This window comes from Bradyrhizobium sp. USDA 326 (assembly GCF_049739485.1).
In the GTDB taxonomy this organism is placed as follows: Bacteria; Pseudomonadota; Alphaproteobacteria; order Rhizobiales; family Xanthobacteraceae; genus Bradyrhizobium.
Map to the genome: position 1 here is coordinate 4,720,936 of NZ_JBMGQA010000001.1, position 25,688 is coordinate 4,746,623.

Annotated in this window: 23 protein-coding genes and 1 tRNA gene; 12 read left to right on the top strand and 12 right to left on the bottom strand. The window is 63.9% G+C overall.

All coding sequences use genetic code 11. The features are described 5' to 3' along the window. Positions 1–159 precede the first annotated feature (159 nt). Positions 160–795, top strand: coding sequence for a hypothetical protein (locus ABIG06_RS22255; protein WP_199751415.1), 636 nt, complete (start codon positions 160–162; stop codon positions 793–795). A 4-nt stretch (positions 796–799) separates the two neighbouring features. On the opposite strand, the gene ABIG06_RS22260 is transcribed toward ABIG06_RS22255, so the two are convergent. Then, positions 800–1,765 carry a nucleotidyltransferase domain-containing protein gene (locus ABIG06_RS22260; protein WP_370138639.1) on the bottom strand — a complete coding sequence of 322 codons (966 nt, stop codon included), beginning with the start codon at positions 1,763–1,765 and terminating at the stop codon, positions 800–802. Between ABIG06_RS22260 and ABIG06_RS22265 the strand changes: the two genes are divergently transcribed. Further along, positions 1,758–2,357 carry a hypothetical protein gene (locus ABIG06_RS22265; RefSeq protein WP_124159666.1) on the top strand — a complete coding sequence of 200 codons (600 nt, stop codon included), beginning with the start codon at positions 1,758–1,760 and terminating at the stop codon, positions 2,355–2,357. The two genes, ABIG06_RS22260 and ABIG06_RS22265, sit on opposite strands and share 8 nt — an antisense overlap. Here the strand turns inward: ABIG06_RS22265 and ABIG06_RS22270 are convergent. The 8 genes from ABIG06_RS22270 to ABIG06_RS22305 form a co-directional block, all read right to left on the bottom strand. Then, positions 2,354–3,280: an Acg family FMN-binding oxidoreductase gene (locus ABIG06_RS22270; RefSeq protein WP_245454469.1), complete on the bottom strand. Its 927-nt coding sequence runs from the start codon at positions 3,278–3,280 to the stop codon at positions 2,354–2,356. The two genes, ABIG06_RS22265 and ABIG06_RS22270, sit on opposite strands and share 4 nt — an antisense overlap. A gap of 262 nt (positions 3,281–3,542) precedes the next feature. Further along, positions 3,543–4,790, bottom strand: coding sequence for a class I SAM-dependent RNA methyltransferase (locus ABIG06_RS22275; protein ID WP_370138640.1), 1,248 nt, complete (start codon positions 4,788–4,790; stop codon positions 3,543–3,545). Further along, a complete protein-coding gene (locus tag ABIG06_RS22280) occupies positions 4,783–5,517 on the bottom strand; it encodes a TlyA family RNA methyltransferase (RefSeq protein ID WP_370138641.1) in 735 nt (244 codons plus the stop codon). Before ABIG06_RS22280 ends, ABIG06_RS22275 begins: the two co-directional genes overlap by 8 nt. 27 nt (positions 5,518–5,544) lie before the next feature. Beyond that, entirely contained in the window at positions 5,545–6,099 is a 555-nt protein-coding gene (locus ABIG06_RS22285) for a nucleoside 2-deoxyribosyltransferase (RefSeq protein WP_124159662.1), read from the bottom strand. 193 nt (positions 6,100–6,292) lie between these two features. Continuing rightward, positions 6,293–8,221: a 1-deoxy-D-xylulose-5-phosphate synthase gene (gene dxs, locus ABIG06_RS22290; RefSeq protein ID WP_194389076.1), complete on the bottom strand. Its 1,929-nt coding sequence runs from the start codon at positions 8,219–8,221 to the stop codon at positions 6,293–6,295. Between the two features lie 583 nt (positions 8,222–8,804). Next, positions 8,805–9,056 carry an exodeoxyribonuclease VII small subunit gene (locus tag ABIG06_RS22295; RefSeq protein WP_370138642.1) on the bottom strand — a complete coding sequence of 84 codons (252 nt, stop codon included), beginning with the start codon at positions 9,054–9,056 and terminating at the stop codon, positions 8,805–8,807. 74 nt (positions 9,057–9,130) lie between these two features. After that, positions 9,131–10,060 carry a histone deacetylase family protein gene (locus ABIG06_RS22300; protein ID WP_370138643.1) on the bottom strand — a complete coding sequence of 310 codons (930 nt, stop codon included), beginning with the start codon at positions 10,058–10,060 and terminating at the stop codon, positions 9,131–9,133. Positions 10,061–10,181: 121 nt separating this feature from the next. Beyond that, positions 10,182–11,831 carry a bifunctional metallophosphatase/5'-nucleotidase gene (locus tag ABIG06_RS22305; RefSeq protein WP_370138644.1) on the bottom strand — a complete coding sequence of 550 codons (1,650 nt, stop codon included), beginning with the start codon at positions 11,829–11,831 and terminating at the stop codon, positions 10,182–10,184. Positions 11,832–12,182: 351 nt separating this feature from the next. On the opposite strand from ABIG06_RS22305, the gene ABIG06_RS22310 reads away from it, so the two are divergent. Then, complete coding sequence (locus tag ABIG06_RS22310; protein ID WP_370140885.1) at positions 12,183–13,424, top strand: MFS transporter; 1,242 nt, start codon at positions 12,183–12,185, stop codon at positions 13,422–13,424. Between the two features lie 31 nt (positions 13,425–13,455). On the opposite strand, the gene ABIG06_RS22315 is transcribed toward ABIG06_RS22310, so the two are convergent. Further along, positions 13,456–15,234, bottom strand: coding sequence for an acyl-CoA dehydrogenase (locus tag ABIG06_RS22315; protein ID WP_370138645.1), 1,779 nt, complete (start codon positions 15,232–15,234; stop codon positions 13,456–13,458). Positions 15,235–15,500: 266 nt separating this feature from the next. Between ABIG06_RS22315 and ABIG06_RS22320 the strand changes: the two genes are divergently transcribed. Continuing rightward, positions 15,501–15,575: transfer RNA gene (locus tag ABIG06_RS22320), tRNA-Gln, on the top strand. 412 nt (positions 15,576–15,987) lie between these two features. On the opposite strand, the gene ABIG06_RS22325 is transcribed toward ABIG06_RS22320, so the two are convergent. Beyond that, positions 15,988–16,398 (bottom strand): DUF1622 domain-containing protein, encoded by a 411-nt coding sequence (locus ABIG06_RS22325; RefSeq protein WP_370138646.1) that lies wholly within the window; start codon positions 16,396–16,398, stop codon positions 15,988–15,990. 186 nt (positions 16,399–16,584) lie between these two features. Between ABIG06_RS22325 and ABIG06_RS22330 the strand changes: the two genes are divergently transcribed. The 8 genes from ABIG06_RS22330 to ABIG06_RS22365 all read left to right on the top strand — a co-directional run bounded on the left by ABIG06_RS22330 (position 16,585) and on the right by ABIG06_RS22365 (position 25,188). Then, the gene (locus ABIG06_RS22330) at positions 16,585–17,868 is read left to right on the top strand and encodes a DUF2254 domain-containing protein (protein ID WP_370138647.1); all 1,284 of its coding nucleotides are present in this window, start codon (positions 16,585–16,587) and stop codon (positions 17,866–17,868) included. Next, positions 17,865–18,530, top strand: a complete 666-nt coding sequence (locus ABIG06_RS22335) for a hypothetical protein (RefSeq protein ID WP_124159880.1) — start codon at positions 17,865–17,867, stop codon at positions 18,528–18,530. The genes ABIG06_RS22330 and ABIG06_RS22335 overlap by 4 nt, the downstream gene beginning before the upstream one ends. Next, positions 18,527–19,615: an AI-2E family transporter gene (locus tag ABIG06_RS22340; protein ID WP_370138648.1), complete on the top strand. Its 1,089-nt coding sequence runs from the start codon at positions 18,527–18,529 to the stop codon at positions 19,613–19,615. The genes ABIG06_RS22335 and ABIG06_RS22340 overlap by 4 nt, the downstream gene beginning before the upstream one ends. A 64-nt stretch (positions 19,616–19,679) precedes the next feature. Continuing rightward, a complete protein-coding gene (locus ABIG06_RS22345; protein ID WP_370138649.1) occupies positions 19,680–21,899 on the top strand; it encodes a DUF3141 domain-containing protein in 2,220 nt (739 codons plus the stop codon). 14 nt (positions 21,900–21,913) lie between these two features. Continuing rightward, positions 21,914–22,891, top strand: a complete 978-nt coding sequence (locus ABIG06_RS22350) for a phosphate acetyltransferase (protein ID WP_283811838.1) — start codon at positions 21,914–21,916, stop codon at positions 22,889–22,891. A gap of 5 nt (positions 22,892–22,896) precedes the next feature. After that, complete coding sequence (locus ABIG06_RS22355) at positions 22,897–24,111, top strand: acetate/propionate family kinase (protein ID WP_370140886.1); 1,215 nt, start codon at positions 22,897–22,899, stop codon at positions 24,109–24,111. Beyond that, positions 24,108–24,896, top strand: a complete 789-nt coding sequence (gene fabI, locus ABIG06_RS22360; RefSeq protein WP_370138650.1) for an enoyl-ACP reductase FabI — start codon at positions 24,108–24,110, stop codon at positions 24,894–24,896. Before ABIG06_RS22355 ends, fabI begins: the two co-directional genes overlap by 4 nt. A 25-nt stretch (positions 24,897–24,921) precedes the next feature. Then, a complete protein-coding gene (locus ABIG06_RS22365; RefSeq protein WP_370138651.1) occupies positions 24,922–25,188 on the top strand; it encodes a DUF3551 domain-containing protein in 267 nt (88 codons plus the stop codon). Between the two features lie 38 nt (positions 25,189–25,226). Here the strand turns inward: ABIG06_RS22365 and ABIG06_RS22370 are convergent, their stop codons facing one another. Next, positions 25,227–25,685 carry a MaoC family dehydratase gene (locus ABIG06_RS22370; RefSeq protein WP_370138652.1) on the bottom strand — a complete coding sequence of 153 codons (459 nt, stop codon included), beginning with the start codon at positions 25,683–25,685 and terminating at the stop codon, positions 25,227–25,229. Positions 25,686–25,688: the final 3 nt, after the last annotated feature.

The following is a 25,688-nucleotide window of genomic DNA, read 5'->3' on the forward strand; positions in this document are numbered from 1 at the left end:
TCCGCCGAGACCTTTTGCCCATCCCAACCAGCAGTTGTGTTAACTGCTCGTTAACTGGTGCAGGGCCCTAATCAGACTGTTTCCTTCTGTTTCCAGTCAGCATCCCGACATTGCTGGAACGAACGAAAGCGGGTTGTCCAACCTGCCTTTGAGCAAACCATGGCCATCGTCACCTCGAGCACTAACCAGATTTCGCCCGCGAACGAGCGGATGTATCGCCAGAGTGCTCTGGTTGGTGACTGGAAGGGCAATTGGGTGGGCAACAACCAGCCCGTCGGTTTCAAGGTCGTGAACATCCGCGGTGCCCGGGCGCAGGTCGAGTACACGCATAACGGTCGCACCGAGCGCGGCTTTGGCGAGGTCAAGGGCACGCTCATCACCTTTGGCGGAGTCACGGTCGGCACCAAGGACGGGAAGAGTATGGTGCTGCTGTTCTCAGTGGGCGGCGCTGGCAAGCAGACCGCGAATCTCGAGAAGCAGGCGCCGCCGGCCTCCGACAGCCGCCTCATGGGAAGCTGGGGCGGCTATTCCAGCGACAACGGCAAGAGCGCGAGCTTCAAGGTGCTCTCCGTCAACGGCAAGGAAGCCCAGGTCAGCGTCACCACCGACGGCATCACCCGCCAGGGCACCGGCATCGTCTACAAGAACGTCATCATGTTCGGACAGACGCAGATCGCGACCGACGACGGCAAGAACGGGAAGGTCATCTACCAGGTCGGCACGAAATCATTCGTGGTGCCGGTGACGAAATATCCCCCGGCGGATTCGTCGTCGTCCGTCGACAAGACGGTATAGCCGTTCACAGCGGCGTCCCGCCGGATCGCATCACCGCCTTCAATTGGCAATTGACCTGCCGCAGGACCGCGCAGGCCTGCGCCAAACCGCCATCTCCGATCAGCCGCCAGATTTCGTCGGACTGTTCCACCAGATGGGGAATCGTGAGGGGCAAGCCGGCCGCCTCGATGAGTGCGCCCTTTTCGTTGATGAGATATCGACGGTTGAGTGCAAACAGCACCTGCGCGATGCACGAGAGTGCTCTGTAGACGCAGCCCGCGACGTGGGTCCGCTCGTTGCGAGCTGTCGCCAGTTCCGCATTGTCGATGCTGAACAGGATTTCCCATTGAAAGCGCCGCAACAAGGCGCGGCCCAGATCCTCCGGATAGGGGAGCGCGATTGTCTTGAGCCGCGCGATCAGGCCTTTCGGATCGTGCAGAGGCTGACAATATGCGATCTCGCCCATCCAGATTGCCGAGCAGAAGCCGTGTGGATGGCCGGGCTGGTAGGCCATGAGGACCGTACCGTTTCGGCAGTCCATCATGACTCGCTCGACATCGTCGGCGTGACGGTAGAGCAGATCGACCTTTTGTCTCTCGACCGACAGCCATGCGCCGCCGACGATCCATGGCCCCCATTCGCCATATCTCGTTACGGTCGCAGCGCCGGGATCGTCGGCGATGTCCTTCGCGGCGGTCAGGAGCCGATCCGTATCGAGCGCGCCTGCACCAGAGCAATACAGGCCGATGTCGTAGTCGGACGAGGGATGCGCGCTGCCCCGCGCGCGTGAGCCGCCGAGCACGACGGCCTGAACGCCCGGTACCTCGGCAAGAACGGATGTCAGGCGGGCGAGCAACGGATCGTGCGGCATCAGCTGCAGTTCCCTCGGGAGGCCTGCAGCCGTGACACCCGGCGCCGTCGCTCCACTGGCATTGATGATGTTCGAGGAGTATAATTTGCAGGGATTGTTGACGGTAATCTGAATGTTCAAACCTGCACTTTCATGTGCTCTTGCAGCTCTCGCACTGCTCTGCCTCGGCGGAGAGCCGGTTCATGCGCAGGTCTCGCCGCTGAGATATTGGATTCCCGGCGGACCTTTCGGCCTCGGTGGTGGTGCCGGCCAGAGCTCCGACACCTACGGCAACTTCGCGAGCTTCAATGCCGGCGATGCTGATTGGCGCAACAGCTCTGCGAACGGATTCTTCGTCGGCAGCCAGCACGGCAATCTTGGTTTGAGCGGCTTCAGTCAGGCGGGCTCGGTCGGCAAGTTCAGCGCGCTCTCTTATGACAGCACGCAGTTCGGCTATAACGTCAAGACCGCGGGTGGCATGCCCGTCACGTTCTTCGCCGGATTCAACACGTTGAAGTACGGCAACGGTATCGGCAGCTCGCTTGCGCCGCTCACCTCCAGCACTGCGCCCGGCTTTGGCGGGTTTGCGGGTGTCGAATTCAAGCCGACCTCCAACCTCAGCCTGTCGTTCGGGGTCGGCTATACCCAGCAGCAATCGGGCCGCATGGACAGCGACATCAACTCGTCGATGCTGCCCGGCGAGTCGCCTGTGCTGGGCGGTCTTCAGCGTTAGGACTGCATCACCAGCTCCGGCGGACGCCGCAGCGATCTCGGCAGATCTGGACCGGTTCCGAAGCGCATCACGATATCGGGACGCCGTTCGCCGAGGCCGAGTGAGGCCCCGAATTGCTGCCGCAGCGCCGCTACCTCGACCGGCTGGTTGATGAAGGAATATTTGAGCCCCAGCGCGGTCGCCTGCAAACCGAAACGCTGGCAGGCGCGGCCGACCGCGATCCAGTGCGACTTGTCGCTGCGATCGGCAGCGAGCACGACGACGCCCGCAGAGCTCTCGAGCTCTTCACGGTATTTCTTGTTCTCGCCGCCCTCGGTGAAGAAGAGTTTCAGAAGCGGCCGCGCCACCCATGAGGGCAGCGAGGGGTTTCCAGACGCTGGCGAGAACAATCCATCCATGGTCGCGACTGCCTCCGCCTCGTTGAAGCGAATCCAGCTGACGAGCTCGCGCATGAAGGCCTTGTCGTGCATTTGCGCCGAATTGCCTTCGAGTACGTAGTCGGTGACCCCAGCGATCGCGGCGCGTTCGGTCATCAGGATCGCAGCGACGTTCGGTTCGCGACAGGCATCCTCGAGCCGACGCAATGTCTCCGGTGCGGCCGGCCTGCCGTCGAACGCAGCGCGGGTGCATTGCCTGAGCGGAATCGCGGCCGCCAATGCCGATGTGTCCTGCGGGCCTTCCTCGAGCGTGATCACGATGCGATCGCCGTCGACGGCCGCATCGGCGTGCCAACCCAGCGTGGACGCGGCGAGGATGAGGTTTTCGGCGGCACAGCCGAGGCTGACGAAGAGATGATGATCGTCCGGATCGACGGCCGGACAGCGGCGCGTGAGGTCAGGCGCGATCGCGATGACATTGCCGCGAACCGAGAAGATCCACGGTTGGGTGTTGTGGCTGTTGGCCGCGAGAGTGGCAAAGCGCACGAGCTCGCGATCCCTCGGCGCAGCTTGCAGCGGAGCCCGTGACGACTTTACCGCTTCGTCATAGGTTTTCGCCGCGGCTGCGGCAGAAGGGCCCGCGACGGCCGTCGCGGAAAGCCCGAGCGCAGTCGCTATGAATTGTCGTCGGTCAATCACGAACGTCCGCTCCGCGTTCAATTGCACAGGACGCTTTTAGACTAGCGTCAGCGAACGGCAGAGCGCTTGACTGGTGTCAAGATTGCCCGCTCGATTGGGAGTTCGCAGCCTATCGCGCGAACCGCGCCACCAGCTCCACATGCGGCGTGTGGCGGAACTGATCGACCGGCACCACCGCCTCCAGCCGATAGCCGCCGTCGATCAGCAGCCGCGCGTCGCGGGCGAAGGTCGCGGCGTTGCAGGACACCGCGATCACGACGGGTACCTTGCTCGCGGCGAGCTTGAGCGCCTGAGCCTGCGCGCCCTGGCGCGGCGGGTCGAACACCACCGCGTCGAAGTCGCGCAGCTCCGGCGGCACCAGGGGGCGGCGGAACAGATCGCGCGGCTCGCACCTGATCGGCTTCAGGCCCGGTGTGCGCGCAGCCTTCGCAAGAGCCGCGACGGCGCCGGCGTCGCTGTCATAGGCCGTGATGCGGGCCTTCTCGGCAAGCCGCAGGGCGAACGGGCCGACACCGCAGAAGAGATCGGCGACCTCCTTGGCCTTGCCGATGCGCTCGGCGACCAATTTGGCGAGCGCTTCTTCGCCCGCCACCGTCGCCTGCAGGAACGAGCCGGGCGGCAGCGTCACCTCGGCGCGACCCATCTTCACCGTCGGCGGCAGGCGTTGCAGCACCAGCTCGCCATGCCGCGTCAGCCGCGCCAGGCGGTGTTGCTCGGCGACGCGGGACAGCGCCGTGACCAGCGGTGTCGGCAGCGGGCCGGAGCCGCGCACGTCGATATCGAGGCCGTTTGCGGTGGCGGTGACCTGGATGTCCAATGGCTTGGTCACCGGCATCTTCGACGTCAGCGGCTCGGCCAGCGCCCAGGCAGCGTCGAGCGCCCCCTCGAGCGCGGGATCGAGGATCGGGCAGCGATGGATCGGGATGACGTCGTGTGAGCTCGCAGCCGAGAAGCCGACCTTGAGGATGTCATGCGTGCCAAACCGGCCGTGCAGCGTGATGCGCCTGCGACCGGCACCGTGGGCGTCGACCAGCGGCGCCACCTCGCAATCAATGCCGGCCTGCGCCAGCGTTTCCACCACGATATTGCGTTTCCAGGCGCGATACGATTCAGCCGCCCAATGCTGGATGGCGCAGCCGCCACAGACGCCGAAATGCGGACAGAATGGCTCGACGCGTTCGGGACTTGCGACCTCAACCGCGAGCAGCTTGCGGCGGTCGGGATGATGGCCCGGGACGTGATCGACCTCAACGGTCTCGCCGCCGAGCGTATAGGGCACATAGATTGCTTCGCCGGCGTCGTGGCAGACGCCGTCACCGCGATGGCCGACATGGTCGATCTTGAGGCGCTCAACCACGGCGGGCCCCGAGGAAGAATTCGATATTGCCGTCGCCGCCCGTGATCGGCGAGGGGAATATCTCGATGTCGGTGCAGCCGAGCGACGCGGCAAAGGCTGCGATGTCGTCGCAGATCTCCCGGTGAACGGCGGTGTCGCGGATGATCCCCTTCTTGTTGTGCTTCCGATCCGCCTCGAATTGCGGCTTGATCAGCGCCAGCAGGCTCATCGGCGCGGCCGCCAGCGACAGCGCCACCGGCAGCACCGCCTTCAGCGAAATGAAGCTGACGTCGATCACGACGACATCGGGCCGCGCCGGCAGTCGCTTGCCCTCATAGCTGCGAATGTCGGTCTCCTCCATCGACACGATCCTGGGATGATCGCGCAGCGAGCCGTGCAACTGGCTGCTGCCGACATCGATCGCGAACACCAGGCTCGCACCGTTCGCCAGCAGCACCTCGGTGAAGCCTCCTGTGGAGGCGCCGACGTCGAGGCAGACGTGGTCCTCGATTTCGATTGGATAGCGCTCCAGCGCGCCGGCGAGCTTGACGCCGCCGCGGGAGACGTAGGGATGCGCAGGCTCGGCCTGGATCACCGCATCCTCGGCGATCGTCTCCGATGGCTTTGAAACCTGCTTGTCGTCGGCCGTGACGAGCCCGGCTTCGATGGCCGCGCGTGCCCGCGCCCGGCTCTCGAACAAGCCGCGCTCGACCAGCAGGACATCCGCGCGCTTGCGGGGAGGGGACATCGGATCTCCGAACGACGACTGAAGAGCTTATGTAGCGATCAATCGCGCGGCCGCCATCCGGACGCAAGTCTCGAACGCGGCGAGATCGTGCCAGACGTCGATCGGCATCGTGGCCGGTGTTACCAGCGGACAGCCGTGCAGCTCCAGCGCATGGATCATCATGAGGTTGTCGACGAGGCCAAAGTCCTCGACTATCAGCCCCTGTGCATCGATCAGCTGTCCGTCCTCGGACGTCACGGCCATGAAGCGGCCGACGCGGTCGGAATAGACGGCGCCGTCGTTGGAATAGGCGAGGCAGAATTTGTGGCGCCCGGCCATGTAGCCGAGCTCGTAGACGGTACCGGGATCGGCGCCGGCGCCCCGGAACGGCGTGAGATTGGCAATGATGGCGTCGGCCGCCTCCATCATCGCCTCGTTGCCGCAAAAGATCTGGCGTGAAACGTCGGGCGCGGAAAGGTCGATCTCATTGTCGAGGGGATAGAGGCCGGTGAGCCCGTGCGCCGCGCAGATCGCGACCTTCTGCCGGCCGATCTCGACCGCGTCCGGCAGGAACACGTCAGGGCCTGCCAGGTAGATTTTCATGGGACTACCGACCGAGGACGCATCGAGTTGCCACGATATCGGCGGTGCAAGACCTCTCCCGAAGGGAGAGGTCGCGCCGAAGGCGCGGGTGAGGGGTTACGCTCTCACGCGGGACCTCAACCGCTCACCCGGATCGCCTGCGCGATCCGACATCTCCCTACGGGAGAGGTGGGGTTCAGCGCCCCTACGGCAATCAAGCCAGCTTGACCGTCTCGGCCTTGACGTCCTTGCCGAGCGCCTCGAACACCTTCGCGACGATGCCCTTGGCATCGAGACCGGCGCGGGCGTACATCGCGGCGGGCGTGTCGTGGTCCTGGAACACGTCGGGCAGCACCATCGCGCGGAACTTGAGCATGCCGGTGTCGAGCGCGCCCTGATCGGTCAGGTACTGCGCGACATGCGAGCCGAAGCCACCGATCGAGCCTTCTTCGATCGTGATCAGGATCTCATGGTCGCGCGCGAGCTTGAGTACCAGCTCGGTATCCAGCGGCTTCATGAATCGCGCATCCGCGATCGTGGTCGACAGCCCGTGGGCGGCAAGCTCGTCGGCGGCCTTCTCGCATTCGGCGAGACGCGTGCCGAAGGAGAGCAGGGCGATCTTGCTGCCCTGGCGGATCACGCGGCCCTTGCCGATCTCGAGCGGAACGCCGACATCGGGCATCTCGACGCCGCGGCCTTCGCCACGCGGGTAGCGCAGCGAGCTCGGACGGTCGTCGATCGCGACCTGGGTCGCCACCATGTGCACGAGTTCGGCCTCATCCGCCGCCGCCATGATCACCATGTTGGGCAGGCAGCCGAGATAGGCGTTGTCGAACGAGCCGGCATGGGTCGCGCCGTCGGCGCCGACGAGGCCGGCGCGGTCGATGGCGAAGCGGACGGGCAGGCTCTGGATCGCGACGTCATGCACGATCTGGTCGTAGCCGCGTTGCAGGAAGGTCGAGTAGATCGCGCAGAACGGCTTGTAGCCTTCGGTCGCAAGACCGGCGGCAAAGGTCACCGCGTGCTGCTCGGCGATGCCGACGTCGAAGGTGCGGTCGGGGAAGGCCTTGTTGAAGATGTCGACGCCGGTGCCCGACGGCATCGCCGCGGTGATGGCGACGATCTTGTCGTCCTTCTGCGCTTCCTTGACAAGGCTCTGGCCGAACACGTTCTGGTAGGCCGGCGCATTCGGCTTGGCCTTGGCCTGGGTGCCGGTCGCGACGTCGAACTTGACGACGGCGTGGTACTTGTCGGCGGAAGCTTCCGCCGGGCCATAGCCCTTGCCCTTCTGCGTCACGACGTGGACCAGGATGGGGCCTTCTTCCATGTCGCGGACGTTCTTGAGCACCGGCAGAAGATGGTCGAGGTTGTGGCCGTCGATCGGGCCGACATAGTAGAAGCCGAGCTCCTCGAACAGCGTGCCGCCATCCATCATGAAGCCGCGGGAATATTCCTCGACGCGGTTGGCGCGGTTGGCGAGGATCTTGGGAAGACGCTTGTTGATCTGCTTGGCCGCATCGCGCAGCGTGCGATAGGTTTTGCCGGAGTAGAGGCGCGACAGATAGGCGCTCATGGCGCCGACCGGCGGCGCGATCGACATGTCGTTGTCGTTGAGGATGACGATCAGGCGCGAGTTCATCGCACCCGCATTGTTCATGGCCTCATAGGCCATGCCAGCCGACATCGCGCCGTCACCGATAACGGCGATAACGTTGTTGGTGCCGCCGGAGAGGTCGCGCGCCACGGCCATGCCGAGGCCGGCGGAGATCGAGGTTGAGGAATGCGCCGCCCCGAACGGATCGTAATCGCTCTCGCTGCGCTTGGTGAAGCCGGACAGGCCGCCGCCGGTGCGAAGCGTGCGGATGCGGTCGCGCCGGCCGGTGAGGATCTTGTGCGGATAGGCCTGGTGGCCGACGTCCCAGATCAGCCGGTCGCGCGGCGTGTCGAATACGTAGTGGATCGCGGTGGTGAGCTCGACCACGCCGAGGCCCGCGCCGAAATGACCGCCGGTCACCGAAACGGCATCGATGGTCTCCTGCCGCAGCTCGTCGGCGACCTGGCGAACCTGCTCGACCTTGAGCTTGCGCAGGTCTTCCGGCGTCCGGATGGTGTCGAGAAGCGGCGTCTTACTGTATGCGTTCACGGCGATTTCCAATTTGTCAGCGCCGGAAGGTCATTCCGGCGCGCGATGGGTTTGCACAATATCGGCGCAGCGCGAGTCCTCAAACCGTCGGAGCCACCTGCATGGGGCAAGGCCCCGTCTTCAAGCTTAGGTAAGCTTAGGTGCGCTCCGGTTCAGTCTCTGTGATCCCTGTCACTTAGATCGGCTTCGTCCGTCCCAGCCAATTTCATTAGCAGTTTGAAGCACTTGTCGTCGGCAATCGGTGCCCACGCAAGGCTTGCAAAAAGCCACACTCCGCGCAGCTTTACACCAAAGCTTGGGCCAAAGCCAACCCGGCGGACCGATGAGGGGTATGCAAGTGCAACTGGCGGGCCGGATTGGTTAACCCTGGCCAGGGAGGAGGAGTTCCGGTCTTGCTCGGTTCCGCGGCAGGCTTTTTTCGCCTGAATGACGGCTTTTTGGCCCTCGGCGGATGCTGGGACGGGAATGGCATCGGCCCGCCCCCACGAAACCGCAGTGCTTGGTGGAACAGCCCCGTGCGATCACGAAAGCGGTGCGAGCCGGTGTGTCGTCAGGGGCCAAGCAGGATAGTTCCCGGCTTCACTTACTGGACGTCGAGCGGGGCAGTGCCGATGGCCTGGCCGCTGGCATCGGTGGTGATCTTGTCGACGCGCGCCTCGGCCTGGCGCAGCAACTCCTCGCAGCGCCGCTTCAGGGCCTCGCCGCGTTCATAGATCGTCACGGATTCCTCGAGCGGGACCTTGCCGTCTTCGAGCCGCTTCACGATCGTTTCGAGTTCCTCGATCGCGCGCTCGAAGGTGAGCCTGGAGATGTCGACTTGAGTATTTTCGGCCATATCCGTTTCCGATTGCCCGATTCGCTGGCTTCCCAGTGAAGGCGGGTTTTGCGGGCTTAATGTGGCGGGCTCCATCAGGCGCCCATCAGGGCGCCAACATGGGCCGTCACAGATTCTTTCAGTCCTTGCAGGTCATAGCCGCCCTCGAGCACGGAAACAATGCGGCCGCCGGCGGCCTTGTCGGCGAGATCCATCAGCTTGCGCGTCACCCAGGCATAGTCCTCTGCGCGCAAGTTCAGTGAAGCCAGCGGATCGCGGTAATGCGCGTCGAAGCCGGCGGAGATGATCAGGAGCTCGGGGCCGAATGTCGTCAGCTGCGGCAGGATCAAATTCTCGAACGCGGAGCGGAATTCCGGCCCGCCGTCTTCGGAAGCGAGAGGCGCGTTGACGATGGTGTCGTGATCGCCGCGCTCGCTTCTGGCGCCGGTGCCTGGAAATAGCGGCATCTGGTGCGTCGAGCAGTACATCACGGTCGGGTCCGACCAGAAGATGTCCTGCGTGCCGTTGCCGTGATGCACGTCGAAATCGACGATGGCCGCGCGCTTGATGCCATATTTACGCTGCGCGTGGCGCGCTGCGATCGCGACATTGTCGAAGAAGCAGAAGCCCATCGGCTTGCCGATCTCGGCGTGATGGCCGGGCGGGCGGACCGCAACGAAGGCGTTGCGGTGCTCGCCCGCCATCACCGCCTCGGTCGCCGCAACCGCGCCGCCGACGCCGCGCATCACCGCTTCCCACGTGCCCGGTGACATCGAGGTGTCGCCGTCGATATAGATCTGCCCGCTGGTCGGAGCGATGTGGCGCAGCTCGGTGACGTAATGCTCGTTGTGGCAGAGCGTGACGAGGTCGAGATCGCCCTCCGGCGCCTCCTCGCGCACCAGGAACTGGAAACGCTCATGCGACAGGGCTTCTTCCACCGCGCGCAGACGATCCGGCCTCTCAGGGTGTCCCGGCGGCGTGACATGGTCGAGGCAGGCCTTGTGGGAAAGGAGAAGCGTGCTCATCAGGTCGGCCTCATGGGATGCGGACTTTTGACGTCGTTGGCGCATCCAGCGCCAAAACGCAATGCAAAACCAATCTAAGCGCTTGGCCGGGAATGGCAAAGTGCCGGCTGTTTGATCCGGATCAATTCACGCGCAGGATGCGGGTCGGCGGCAGCGGACCGACCGGCCCGTGTGCCCGGAAGAAGGCGAACAACGCGTCCGCGTCGTAGCCGCCGTATTGTGGCGCCGTGCCCTGTTTGGCGACGGTAAACCCGTCTCCGCCGACGGCGAGGTAATCGTTGAGCGTGACGCGATAGCCGCTTCCAGGCTCGATCGGCCTGCCGCCCAGCGTCATCCTCTCGAGGCTGACGCGCTCGCCGAACGGCTTTGAAGCATCCCAAGTATAGCTGAACCCGTTCGACACCTGGAGAATCCGCGGCCGCTTCGGGTCCAGCCATTGCTGCTCGAGCATGTCCTTGAGCTGGCTGCCCGTCAGCGTTATCGTGACCAGCCGGTTGCGGAACGGCTGGCTTGCAAAGACATCGCCGAACGTGATCGCGCCGTTCTCCTTCGGAACGATGTCGGTGCGGATGCCGCCGGGATTGGTGAGCGCGATGACAGCGCTGCCATCCTTCGCATCGCGGGTTGCGAGCAATTGCGCGTCGGCAATGACATTGCCCAGCGCGCTCTCGCCGGCCTCGTTCGGCACGCGCGACAGCGTCTGCGTCACCGAGCCGGCCGGCCGGTTGGCGATCGGCGCAGATAGCCTGTCGTAGGCGTCGATCAATGCGGTCTGCTCGGGATCCTTGGCCAGCGAGGCATTGGCGACGATCACATTCTCGGCCTTGGCACTGATGATGTCGCGCGTTGCGGGATCGAGCTTGAGGTCGATCGCGGTGACCAGCGTGCCGTATTTGTCGCCGCTGGTGACGAGCCGCCCGTCGATATCGCAGACGTACGCGCGGTGGGTGTGGCCGCTGACCACGACGTCGACGGCACGGTCGAATTTCTTGACGATATCGACGATCGGCCCCGTGATGGCAGGGCATTCGTTGTAGTCGCCGGCGGGCTCGCCGCCCTGGTGGATCAACACCACGATCGCTTCGACGCTGCGCGCTTTCAGCTGCGGCACCAGCGCGTTCACCGTCTCGGCCTCGTCGCGGAATTCGAGCCCGGCAATGCCCGCTGGCGAGACGATGCCGGCGGTCTCCCTCAAGGTCAGCCCGATGAAGGCGACGGGAACGCCGTCGAATTCCCGGATCTCGTAGGGCGGCAGCACGCTCTTGCCGGTCGCGGTCTCGATGGTGGAGGCCGCGAGATAGCGGAATTTGGCGCCCGTGAAGGGATGCGGGCCCTGGCAGCCGTCGACGGGATGACAGCCGCCGTTCTGCATTCGCAAGAGCTCGGTTTTGCCCTCGTCGAATTCGTGATTGCCGACCGAGCTGATCGCAAGGCCCATCATCGAGAGCGACTCGATCGAGGGCTCGTCGTGGAACATCGCCGACAGGAACGGGCTCGCACCGATCAAATCGCCGGCGGCGACGAAGATGGTGTTCTTGCGCCCCTCCCGCAGCTGCTTCACAAGCGTCGCCATGTACTCGGCGCCGCCGGCCGCCACCATCACCTTCTTGCTCTCGTCTTCGGGGTCATTGATGCGGATGCCGCCCGGCGGCGGCCGCAGATTGCCGTGGAAATCGTTGATCGCGAGCACGCGCAGCTCGACCGGAGCGGCGGGCTGCGCCGAGGCAGGGACGGCGGCGAGGATGGTCAGGATCAGAAAGACGTATCGCATGGGACAAGACTAGACGCGGCGCGCGAAGATTTCACGATGCTTTGTCGTGAACACGCGTGTCCACACGCATGAAATCCTTGATGTCGGCGGTAAAGACCCCGGGGGCCGCCGGCGATGGTCATGCAGCGGTATCGCGCGCCGCGGCGCTTGCCGCTCTTGGGAAGCATCAGCCTATATCTGGTAGGCGTGCAAATGCGCCGCTCAACCTTTTCGACGCCGACGTCCCGCAATTTTGATGCAGGTTACCCGACACCGTCACGCGTCGCAACAATTAGCTACAATGTTTCATTTGAATAACCCCTGGTTGTGGTGCATGATCTCGCGCCGTTCCATGGCCGACCCGCCCGATTGATGATTGCCACAACCGGTATCGACGAATCCTCGCTGCATTATCGTGGCTGGCGTGTCGTGCTGGCCTGCTTCCTGATGGCCTTCTTCATGTTTGGCTTCGGTCTCTACGGCCAGAGCGTCTATCTCGCCGAGCTTCAGCGCGCCCACGGCTGGTCCGGCACGCTGGTCTCCGCGGCCAGTACCTTCTCGTTTCTCCTGAGCTCCGTCCTCGTCATCTTCACCGACGATCTGCTCGAGCGCATCGGGCTGCGCTCGCTGATCCTGTGCGGCTTGACGGCGCTCGGCGCTTCGACCGTGCTGCTGGCGTTGATGCAGACGCCTTGGCAGCTCTATCTCGCCTATGCGCTGATGTCGGTCGGCTGGACCGGCATGGGGACCGTGGTGATCGCGACCGTGCTGAATTCCTGGTTTGAGCGACGTCGCGGGCTCGCGCTCAGCCTTGCCTTCAACGGCGCGACCTGCGGCGGCATCATCCTCGTCCCGCTGCTGCTGTTGCTGACCGGTAGCATTGGCTTCCGTTCCGCCATGCTGATGGCGACGCTCGCGATGATGGTGCTGCTGTTGCCGGTGGTCGTGACCTTCATCGGCTGGCCAGTCCGGATGTCACCGGCATCGGACGGAGGCCGGACCGCTGGCGGCGCGGCCGCGCCAGGCCATTCCCGCAAGGCGCTGCTCGCCAACGCGGCGTTCTGGACCATGGTGCTGCCGATCGCGATGGCGCTGCTGGCGCAGATGGGCTTCATCATCCACCAGGTGACGTTTCTCGAGCCGCTGGTTGGCCGCTCCGCGGCGGGGCTCGCGGTCACCATCATGGCGGCGATGGCTGTGGTCGGGCGCCTGTCGCTTGGCCTGTTCGTCGACCGGCTCGATCCGCGGCTCGCCTGCGCGGCGTCGATGACGAGTCAGGCGGCGGCGCTGTTCGTGCTTCTCCAAAGCACGAGTCCGACGGTGCTGCTGGCGTGCTGCGCCGTCTACGGCTTCTCGATCGGCAACATGATCACGTTTCCGCCCTTGATCATCCAGCGCGAGATCGGCTCGACCGCCTTCGCCGCCGCGATGGGGTTGGGCACATCGATCAGCGGCATCGTCAGCGCCTTCGGTCCCGGCATCATCGGTCTCGTGCGGAGCTTTACGGGCAATTACAGCACGGCGTTCGCGCTGTGCGTCGTTCTCGATCTCGTCGCGGCGGGCATCGTGCTGTGGCGGCCGGGGAAGAGCGTCGCCCGAATCTCCGCAGGCTAGGGGAGACGGTCCGCGCGAGAGCAGATCCGACTTACCCGAGCAGCACCGCATCCGCCGCCGCGACGGACTCTGCGCTTTCCGTGACCGTGCGCTCGAGCGCAGGCGCCTGCACCGTGATGTTCTCGGCAAAGAAGCGCGCCAGGGTGACGTAGCGCGCAGCGTCTGCGTTGCCTTCTGCCTTGGCGGCGAGCGCCTCGGAAGCGAGCAGGCAGCCGCCGAGCGTGGCGCCGAACTGCTGCAGATAGGGCGTAGCGCCCGCAAGCGCCTCGTTCGGCGCGGAGGCAACGCGCTCCAGGAGCCATTTGCTGGTGCGCGTGAGCGACTCAATCGCCTCGCGCAGCTTTGCACCCGTGGTGCCGAAGCCGGGATCGTTGGAGGCCTCGACTTGGCTGACGGTCGCTGTGAGCTCGTCGAGCAGCGCCCACACCGACGCGCCGCCATTGGCCGCGAGCTTGCGCGTGACGAGATCGATCGCCTGGATTCCGTTGGTGCCCTCGTAGATCGCGGTGATGCGGGCATCGCGGTAGTGCTGAGCCGCGCCGGTCTCCTCGATGAAGCCCATGCCGCCATGCACCTGCACGCCGAGATAGGCGACCTCGTTGCCGATATCGGTGGAATAGGCCTTGGCCATCGGCGTAAGCAGCGCCGCGCGTGCGGCCGCTTCAGTGCGCACCTTCGCGTCCTTGGCGCGCGTCGAGACGTCGATCGCGACGGCGGTCGCATAGCAGATGGTGCGAGCGGCCGCAGTCTGCGCCCGCATCCGCATCAGCATGCGCTTGACATCGGGATGCACGAAGATCGCATCGGAGCCGTCGCCCTTCTTGCCGACCGCGCGGCCCTGCTTGCGCTCCTGCGCATACGACAAGGCCTGCTGGTAGGCACGGTCGGCAACGCCGACGCCCTCCAGGCCGACGCCAAGGCGAGCCTGGTTCATCATCGTGAACATGCAGCGCATGCCCTGGTTCTCTTCGCCGATGAGGAAGCCGATGGCGCCACCATGATCGCCCATGGTCATGGTGCAGGTCGGCGAGGCGTGCATGCCGAGCTTGTGCTCGACACCGGAGGCATAGATGTCGTTGCGCTCACCCAGCGAGCCGTCCGCATTGACCATGAACTTGGGAACGAGAAAGAGCGAGATGCCCTTGGTGCCGGCGGGCGCATCCGGCAGACGCGCCAGCACGAAATGCACGATGTTGTCGGTCATGTCGTGCTCGCCATAGGTGATGAAGATCTTCGTCCCCTTGATGCGATAGGTGCCGTCGGCCTGCCGATCGGCCCGGGTGCGCAGCGCGCCGACGTCGGAGCCGGCCTGCGGCTCGGTCAGCTGCATCGTGCCGGTCCATTCGCCGGAGACGAGCTTTCCGAGATAGATTCTCTTCAACTCGTCACTGCCATGGGCGTCCAGCGCCTCGATCGCGGAGGCCGTCAGCAGCGGGCAGAGGCCGAAGGCGACGTTGGCGGCACTCCAGATCTCGGTGCAGGCGGCGTTGATCGCGATCGGCAGGCCCTGGCCGCCGAAATCTTCCGGGCCGGACACCGCGTTCCAGCCGCCCTGGGTCCAGCGCTTGTAGGCGTCAGGCCAGCCCGGTGCGGTCGTGACCTTGCCATCGTCGAGCTTGATGCCCTGCTCGTCGCCGACCTTGTTGAGCGGCGCCAGCACGTCGGATGCGAACTTGCCGGCTTCCTCCAGCACGGCGGCCGCGAGATCGGCGTCGAAATCGCCATAATGGCCGGCCTCCACGGCGGCCTTGAGGCCCGCGCCATGGTTGAGCGACAGCAGCATGTCAGAAATCGGCGCGCGGTAGGTCATGGCTCACTCCCGGGGGATAGATATTGGCGCCGTATTCTCACGAAACGGGGGCAGCCTCAACAGGGCGCGATTGGGGGCGGTCCGAAACACTGCGTTCGCCGGGCGTCCAATGTCGGGGCCTCATGGAGCGTGATGCCACCCGAGCCGGCACCCCCGGGTATTTTGCCTCTGCAGGCGGTTGAAATGCCGCGCCTCTCCCTATAGACCGACACCACCCGAGGGAATTTGCGGTAGCCCGTGCCTCCGCCGTTTCCCCGAGGACCTGATGGGGCGTAGCCAAGCGGTAAGGCAGCGGATTTTGATTCCGCCATTCGGAGGTTCGATCCCTCCCGCCCCAGCCAGATTGCCCGCCCAGCCTGAAATCACTCGCGAAACTGGCCTGGCGGGGGAGTTGCTGCACAGCTGCGAGACATCACTGTTGCACGGGGTGTCTCTCGCAATGGCCTTCCACATCGTTCGGCGCCAAGCCGTCTACTATTGGCGGCGCCGTACCCCTCGGGCGCTTCCAGCCTGCTCGGCCGCCCGCATTTCTCTATGAGCCTGAAAACTAGGAACCGCGCGGCGGCTCGCCGTCTGACTATCCAGGTGAACCTGTTCTTGGATGACGTTGCGAGGCTTGCCGATGGCACCGACTCCCATCTAACGCGGTCTCAATCGAGACAATGCTCCATGCCGTCGTCGACAGGCATTTGATGCCCGCTGGTCGAAGCAAATCGCGTTCCCGAACAGGGATATCCGAGAGTCAGCAATCACCTAAAAGCCGGGCTGCTCTTGTCGACCTCCGGCCCGGTCCATGGACGCGCGCTCCGGCTGCCAGGGCCAGCGGCCTTCGATCTCCAGCGTCAGAGTCCAGCTCAGGAACGTGCGGACCACGATCAATCCGGCCAACAAGCCGAGGCTCACGAAGGTCAGCTCGATCGCAATCGTCTTCACGATATCAGCGGCAACCAACACTTCGAGGCCGAGCAACAGCGATCGTCCGATGCTGATCTTGTAGCTGTCGTAGCGGGACCCGACGTTTCCTCCAAAAATATACCGGGCCGACAAAATGATCCCGACGACGATGATGAATACGCCGAAGATCTCAATGCCGATTCCGACGAGGTGAATCCACTGGCTGGTGGCGGTCTCGAAGGAGTGCGTGGGATCGGCGGCGGAATTCATGGTTCAGAATCTTCGTTGCGCACGCGGCAGGCGGCGCGATGAATGTGGCGCCCGCCCGATGAGCCCTCATTGATCCACGCGCGCATCAGGCACCGTTGATCAAGATCAACAAGCCAGTCCGCAAGCGCGGGATGCTGTCCTTCCGGGCGGCCCAGTCGGCATTCGGGCAGCGTGAAAGGAATTGGCATGCAGCTTTGGCTGATACCCACGCTCTATGCGATTGTGAGCGTCGCGGCCGGCTTCCTGGTGCCGCGCCTGGAAGCGACGTTCCTGGCCGTCAGTCTCAATCTGTCGACTTCTTCCGCGCAGGCCTATTTGTCGGCAGTCGCCTCGGGCATGATGGCACTAACCGGAATCGTGTTTTCGATCGCTTTCGTGCTCGTTCAGTTCAATGCCGTGGTCTATTCGCCTCGCCTCGTGGTCTGGTTTGCGCGCGACCGGCTGCTGTTCCACTCGCTCGGTATGTTCGTCGCGACCTTCATGTACAGCCTCTCCACGCTGGCCTGGGTCGATCGCCAGGGGGCGCAGGGGGTGCCATTCCTGTCTGCCGCGATCGTCGCAGCCATGCTGGTGGCGAGCGTGTTGATGCTCGCGCAACTCGTCCAGCGCTTGAACAACCTCCAAATCATACGGGTGCTGCAGGCGCTCGGCGATACGGGCCGGCAGGTCATCGTCAGCACGTACCAGGCGGTCCCATGGCGGACGTCCGGCAAGGCCGCGCGAGCGAAAGATCTCCAAGGTACGCCAGAGCTGACGGTCAAGCATGTCGGCAATCCGCAGTCGGTGACCTCGATCGACATTGCCAGGCTGGTCCACCATGCCCGCCGGATGGACGGTCTCATCGTGATGGAGTGCGGCGTCGGGGACACCCTGCTCGAAGATAGTGTCATCCTGCGCGCCCACGGGACCGCCGCTCTCGTCCGAGACAAGGAGCTGAGTGCATGCGTTCGTCTCGACGAGCAGCGGACTTTCGAGCTGGACCCGAAATATGCAATGCGGCTTCTCGTCGATGTCGCGATCAAGGCGCTGTCCCCCGCCATCAATGACCCCACCACCGCCGTCCAGGCCATTGACCAGATCGAGGATATGCTACGGCGGTTGGCCAAATGTGATCTGGAGGCGTGCCGGGCATTCGACGACGACGGCGATCTCAGGGTGATCTATCGGATGCCGACCTGGGAGGACTACCTCGCGCTGGCGTTCGACGAGATCCGGCAGTTCGGATCGACCTCCATCCAGGTGATGCGCCGCCTGCGCGCCGCGCTAGTTGAACTGGTGGCGTGCGTTGATGGGGAGCGGGCGAAACTCGTTCGCGGCTACCTCATTCACCTCGATTCCGGGATTGAGCGCTCGGGCTTCGATCCGCAGGACCGCGCCGCGGCCCGCATCGAGGACCGGCAAGGTCTCGGCCTCTCGCACCATCAGGGGGGCGGAGCGGCCCCGGAAGAAGTGGAACGGGCGGTCTCGTGATCACGCAAGCAACCGGATTGACGCAGGCGAAACTGCGAGCCCCGCGCGTGGCGGCCGCGGCGGGGATCCTGTTTTCGGTGCTGCTACTCGCCGTGTTCTGGTTGATGCGGCGGTCTGTGCCGCCCGATCCGCTCGAACCGGGTGCCTGGCTGCAGGGAGGCACCGGCAACGTCGCATTGGCATTGAACCTCGTGCCTTTCGCGGGCGTGGCATTTCTGTGGTTTGTCGGCTTTCTGCGCGACCGCCTCGGCACCCGTGAGGACCAGTTCTTTGCGACGATCTTCTTCGGCAGCGCCGTCCTGATGCTGGCCATGTTGTTCGCCGCCGCCGCGGTGATCGGCGCCGTCATTCTGGCTTTCCACGCCGCGCCGGGCGTGCTGATCAACTCCGCGACATTCCATTTCGGCCGCGGCCTGGCGTACGGAATGGTCAACATCTACCTCGTCAAGACCGCCTCCGTGTTCATGATGACGACGTCGACGATCGCCCTCTACACGGGTCTCACGCCGCGGTGGCTGGCCTACGGCGGGTATGCAGTCGCGGCCGTCCTCCTCATCGGAAGCTACTACATCGACTGGAGCCTCGTCGTCTTTCCGTTCTGGGTACTCCTGGTGAGCGTCAACATCTGGATCAAGAAAGACGAGGGCGAGGTGCGCCCGTGAGGTCGTTGCGCCAGCTTTTCCTAGAAGAAGAGTTGATCCGCCTCGTCATCCGTCTCGGATTGCTGGCTTTGTTGATCACATGGACGTTCGTTCTGATACGCCCGTTTGGAACGATCCTTGCCTGGGCCCTGGTGCTTGCCGTAGCGTTCAACCCCGTCTTCGTCAGGCTGGCAAAGATCCTGGGCGGCCGTCCGAAGCTTGCAGCCGGGCTCCTCACCGGCGTCAACCTAGCAATTCTCATCGGGCCGGCAGCGTGGCTCGGCGTGGGCGCGGTCGAAGGAATCAAGGATTTCGCAGGACAGTTGATTGCCGGAGAGTTCAGGATCCCCTCTCCGCCGGAGGCGGTCAAAAACTGGCCGCTGATCGGATCGGCGCTCTACCAATTCTGGGACGAGGCGTCGTCGAACATCCGGCTGGTGCTGCGCCAAGTGACCCCTTACCTGAAGCCGATCGCCGGAATGCTGCTGGGATTTGCGGGCGATGCCGGCATTGGCGCGATCAAGTTTCTGCTGTCGGTGGCAGTGGCTGGGTTCATGCTGCCGTTTGGGCGGCTGCTCGTCGCCGCGGGACGGGGATTCCTGTCGCGGATCGTCCCGGAGCAAAGCGAACACTTCCTGGATCTGGCAGGCGCAACTATCCGCGCGGTGGCTCAGGGCGTGATAGGTATCGCGGTCATCCAGGCTCTGCTCGCCGGTATTGGCTTCAAGCTGGCCGGTATTCCGATCGCCGGCCTTTTGGCATTCATTGTGCTGCTGCTTTCGATTGTGCAGATCGGCGCTGCGGTCGTCATGCTGCCCGTGATCCTATGGATCTGGACTGCAAAGGACGTCACCACGGCAGCTCTGCTGACGCTGTTCCTGATCGTTGTCGGTCTGCTCGACAACGTGTTGAAGCCACTGCTGATGGGCCGAGGTCTCACCACGCCCACGCTTGTGATCCTAGTCGGTGTGATCGGCGGGACCCTCGCACATGGGATCGTTGGCCTGTTCGTAGGTCCAATCGTGTTGTCTGTGGCTTGGGAACTTACTGTGGCGTGGATTGCTACGGACCGTTCCGGCCCGATCCGCAATACGGCCGACCGTTGACCTAAGTCAACGTATCCCCTCGCCACGGCCTCTCAATGATGATGCGGACAACAGAGATCGGAACATGTCGATGGAAGCTCCAAATCTGCCAGGTGGTCCCATGTCCGGGCTCGTCGCCTCGGCTGTCGAATATCTAGTCGATGCCGGGCAGCGCAGTGTGCTCTTCCTGGACATCATGCGCCGACGCGGCGATCAGTACCGCGAGCATCTCGCGCAGACCGCTCCGCACGTCCTGCAATATGCCGCTGAACTGATCATCGATGGCCGCAAGCTCGACGAGCCGGTCAACTATGCATTGGTCCGCATCATTCCGCCCCACGGCGTCGAGATCGATCCCGAGCGGCGGCCGTTCATCGTGGTCGATCCGCGCGCCGGACACGGCCCGGGCATCGGCGGCTTCAAGGCCGACAGCGAGATCGGCGTCGCGATGAAGGCGGGTCACCCCTGCTATTTCGTCGGCTTCCTGCCCGAGCCGATGCCGGGACAGACGATCGAGCGCATCGCCCGCGCCGAGGCGCTGTTCATCGAGAAAGTCATCAGCCTGCATCCAAAAGCCGACGGCAAACCCTGCGTGATCGGCAACTGCCAGGCCGGCTGGGCCGTGATGATCCTGGCATCGTTGCGGCCCGAACTGTTCGGACCGATCATCATCGCCGGCGCGCCGCTCGCCTATTGGGCGGGTGTGCACGGCAAATATCCGATGCGCTATTCGGGCGGTCTTCTGGGCGGAAGCTGGCTGACGGCGCTCGCCAGCGATCTCGGCGCGGGCAAGTTCGACGGCGCCTGGCTGGTGCAGAATTTCGAGAACCAGAATCCGTCCAACACCCTGTGGACCAAGCAGTACAACGTCTATTCGAAGGCCGACACCGAAGCGGACCGTTATCTCGAATTCGAGCGCTGGTGGGGCGGTCACGTCAACCTGAACGCCGAGGAAATCCAGTTCATCGTCGATGAACTGTTCATCGGCAACAACCTCGCCGCCGGCAAGATCGAGATGTCAAATGGCGAGAGGGTCGATCTTCGCAATATCCGGTCGCCCATTCTGGTATTCTGTTCCGAAGGCGACAACGTCACGCCCCCGCAACAAGCGCTGGACTGGATCCTCGATTGCTACGCGGACGTCGATGAGATCAGGGCGTATGCGCAGACCATCGTCTATACGGTTCATCAGAGCGTCGGCCATCTCGGCATTTTCGTCTCCGGCGGCGTCGCCAAGAAGGAGCATGCGGAATTCTCCGAGAACATCGATTTGATCGATGTGCTGCCGCCGGGGCTCTATGAGGCAACCTTCGAGGCCAAGGACGAGGAGACTAAGAGCTCGGATCTGGTCGTCGGCAAATGGGTGATGCGTTGCGAGGCGCGCACGCTCGATGATATCCGGGCCATGGGCGGCAATTCGCCGGAGGACGAGCGGCGCTTCGCCGCCGCAAAGCGCGTCTCCGAGCTCAATCTGGCGGCTTACCGGAAATTTGTTCAGCCCTGGATCAAGAAGGTCGTGACCCCGCAAGTGGCGGAAACGATGCGCAACCTGCATCCGCTGCGGCTGCAGTATGAGCTCTTTAGCAGTCGGAATCCGCTGATGGCGACGGTCAAGTCGGTCGCGGAGGAGATCGAGGGCAAGCGCAAGCCGGTGTCGAAGGACAACCCGTTCCTGGCCTTCCAGGAGCAGATGTCCAAGCAGATCGTCCACGCGCTCGATAGCTGGCGCGACGCAACCGAGGCGCTGAGCGAAACGGTCTTCCTCAACGTCTACGGATCGCCTGCCTTGCAGGCGGCGGTGGGAATCGATCCGAAGTCGGAGGTCTCGCGCCGGCGCGAGATGTCCGCCGAGCACCGGGCGATGCTCGAGAAGCGGATTGCCGAGCTGAAATCAAGGGTCGGCGAGGGCGGTCCTCGCGAGGCCGCCATTCGAAGCCTGCTCTACATCGGCTCGGCACGCGGAATGGTGGACGAGCGCAGCATCGAGGCACTCCGCCGCGTGCGGCGGGACTACAGTGGGCCTCGCCTGTCGCTCTCCGAGTTCAAGATGCTGGTCCGAGAGCAGTTCTTCATTCTGCTCCTGGACCAGGAGGGAGCCCTCGCAGCCATCTCAAAAATGCTCCCTGATGACATCAATCAGCGCCGAGCTCTGTTCGAATCGATGCGGGACGTGCTCTCCGCCAGCGGCGAGCTTGTCGGTGAGCCCGCAAGGCGCCTTCAGCGGATTGCGGCGCTTCTTGGCATCGAGACGGGAGGGGGGAGCGAGAGCAAAGTTGCCCCTTTCGACCAGGCGAAAGCATCGTAGCGGCCGTTCAGAGGATCGGGAGCAGAATCATGGCAGCCGAAATCGGGCACTCGCAATCCCCCAGCAAGTATGATCGGCTGATTGCGGCAGCCAAGTCCGTCCCTCCGGTCCTGACCGTGGTGGTGCATCCCTGCGACGAGACTTCGCTCCGTGGGGCGGTCGACAGCGCACAGGCCGGGATCATCCGGCCGATCCTGGTCGGTCCCGAGGGCAAGGTCAGAGACACGGCGAGAAAGCTCGATCTCGACATCTCGGGGTTTGAGATCGTCGATGCCGCGCATAGCGAGGACGCTGCCGCCAAAGGGGTCGAGCTGATCCACGCCGCGAAGGGCGAGATACTGATGAAGGGCAGCCTGCATACTGACGAGTTGATGCGGGCGGTCACCGCAAAGGCAGGAGGTCTGCGCACCGATCGCCGGATCAGTCACGTGTTCGTCATGGACGTGCCGGCCTACGCCGAGACCTTGTTCGTGACGGACGCTGCCATCAACATCTTTCCCGACCTCGACGCCAAGCGCGACATCATCCAGAATGCGATCGATCTTTACACGCAGGCTGGCTTCGGCAAGGCGCCGCGCGTCGCCATCCTGTCGGCGGTCGAGACCGTCACCTCCAAAATTCCATCAACGATCGAGGCGGCTGCGCTCTGCAAGATGGCCGATCGCGGCCAGATCACCGGCGGTGTGCTCGATGGACCCCTGGCCTTCGACAATGCGATCGACCTCGAGGCGGCGCGCATCAAGGGCATCAAGTCCGAGGTCGCCGGTCGGGCCCAGATCCTGGTCGTTCCCGATCTTGAGGCCGGCAATATGCTGGCAAAGAATCTTGCATATTTCGCCAAGGCCGATGGCGCCGGCATCGTGCTCGGCGCCCGCGTGCCGGTCGTCCTGACTTCGCGGGCCGATACGCCGCGTGCGCGAATGGCATCTTGCGCAGTGGCATCGCTTTATGCCAACGCGCGCCGCCAGCATGCGCCAACGATAGCTGCATGATCGCCATGGATACGATCCTCGTCGTCAACGCCGGCTCCTCGAGCGTCAAGTTCCAGATCTTCTCGGTCGAAGGTGAGGGCCGGCTACGGCGACAAATCAAGGGCCAGATGGATGGCATCGGCAGCCGTCCCCGGCTGAAGGCAAGCGGCGCTGCGGGCGATCCCATTGCCGACCGCGCCTATCCGATCGAGGCGGTGCCGGACGTTTCAACTGCGATGGGCGTCGCCGGTGAGTGGCTGCGCGAGGAGCTGCGCATTCACCCCATTGCGGTCGGACATCGGGTGGTGCATGGGGGCCCGGACCACGACAAGCCGGTCTTGATCGACCACGGCGTGGTGGCCCGGCTCGAGCGCTTTACCAATCTTGCACCGCTGCACCAGCCGCACAATTTGTCGCCGATCCGCTCGATCCTGACGAACTTCCCGGCGCTGCCGCAGGTCGCCTGCTTCGATACCGCATTTCACCGCACGCATGGTGCCCTGGCGGACTACTATGCCATCCCGCATCAGCTTCATGCGGAGGGCGTGAGGCGCTACGGTTTTCATGGCCTGTCCTACGAGTACATCGCCAGAACGCTGCCGAGCGTTGCGCCCGAGATCGCAAAGCGTCGGGTGATCGTTGCTCATCTCGGCAGTGGCGCGTCGATGTGCGCGATGAAGGACGGGCTTAGCGTCGAGAGCACGATGGGCTTTACGGCTCTGGACGGTCTGCCGATGGGAACGCGGCCGGGCCAGCTTGATCCCGGCGTGGTGCTCTACCTCATGGCCGAGAAGGGCATGTCGGCCGCGAGCGTGCAGGACTTCCTGTATCGCGAATGCGGCCTGAAGGGCCTTTCCGGTGTCAGCAACGACATGCGCGAGCTGGAAAAGAGCGAGGATCCCAAAGCAAAGCTCGCGATCGACTATTTCGCCTATCGGATCGGCCTCAACGCCGGGATGCTGGCAGCCGCTCTGCAAGGTCTCGACGCTTTCGTCTTCACGGCCGGGATCGGCGAGAATTCCGCAACCATTCGCGCCCGCGTAGTCGAGCAGCTCGGTTGGCTCGGGGTCGCGCTTGATCCTATCCCAAACTCGCGCCACGCGCTGCTGATTTCGAAGCCCGACGGCCTCATTCCAGTTTACGTGGTGCCAACCGACGAAGAGCTGATGATCGCGCGGCATACGCTGTCGGTGCTGATGAACACGCCATCGAGCAACCCCAAGCAGGAGAGGGTGTCATGATTCCCGTCTATCCGGAGACCAAGGTTGCCCTAAAGGGCAAGAAGGGGCTCGTCGTCGGCATCGCAAACGACCAATCCATCGCCTGGGGCTGCGCCAGGGCGTTCCGCGCGCTAGGTGCCGAGCTGGCGGTGACCTATCTGAACGATCGTGCCAAGAAGCACGTCGAGCCGCTCGCACAGGCGCTGGAGGCGCCGATCTTCATGCCGCTCGACGTCATGGTCGAAGGCCAGACGGAACAGGTGTTTGACAGGATCGCGAAGGAATGGGGACAGCTCGATTTTCTGCTGCACTCGATCGCGTTCTCGCCCAAGGAGGCACTGCACGGCCGTGTCGTCGACGTCGGCCGCGAGGGTTTCCTCAAGACCATGGAGGTCTCCTGCTGGTCCTTCCTCCGGATGGCTCATTTGGCCGAGCCGCTGATGAAGAACGGCGGCACGATGTTCACCATGACCTACTATGGCAGCCAGATGGTGGTCGAGAACTACAACATCATGGGTGTGGCGAAGGCGGCGCTGGAATCGGCGGTTCGTTACGCGGCAGCCGAGTTGGGCCCGAAGGGGATTCGCGTGCATGCAATCTCGCCAGGACCGCTGGCCACCCGTGCGGCCTCGGGCATTCCCGAGTTTGATGAGCTGATGGACAAGGCGCAATCGAAAGCACCGGCGCGGAGCCTGGTGAGCATCGACGACGTCGGCAACGCCACCGCGTTCCTGGCGCTCGACGGCGCCAAGCTCATGACCGGCGGAGTGCTCTACATCGATGGCGGATACCACATCATCGATTGAGCTTGGCGAGGCCGAGGGAGGGAGAATGCGTATCGTCTTGCTGAGCATGGTGTTGCTGGTCATCAATTCTGCGTCCGGGCATGCTCAGACCTATGACCCTCGATATCCGGTCTGCATGAAAGTCTATGAGGGATCTCTGGGCGGCGGGGAGTGGATCGACTGCAGCTACACATCCATCCCGCAATGTCGGGCGTCGGCATCCGGCCGTGCGGCCAGCTGTGAGATAAACCCGTACTTTGCCCAGATGCAAAGACCAGCTTGGGGTCATCCGGCCTACCGACGCCCTTACTGACGGGCTTGTCAGGCGAAGGCTGTGGCGCCCACCATGTCTCAACGATAGTGCAGCGCGATCAGCTCGGCGACACAGGCCGGCTTCGCGCCGCCTTCGATCTCGATAACGAGGTGATAATTCACGCGCAGTCCATCGGGCGGAACGTCCTCGGCTTCCGCGATTGTCACGCGTCCACGCAGTTTGGATCCAGCCGGCACGGGCGCGAGATAGCGGATCCGGTCCGCGCCATAGTTGAGTGTATTGCGCAAGCCTTTCAGGCCGATCACGGATCGAATGAACAGCGGCGCGAGCGCGAGTGACAACAGCCCGTGAGCGATGGTCTTGCCGCCGGGCATCTCTTTCCTGGCGCGCTCCTGATCGACGTGAATCCATTGCTCGTCGCAGGTCGCTTCCGCAAACTGGTTGATCCGCTCCTGGGTGATCTCGATCCAGTCGCTCACCCCGATCTCTGCGCCAACGGCCGCCTTGATTTCCTTGAAGTCGCTGAATATGCGCATGCT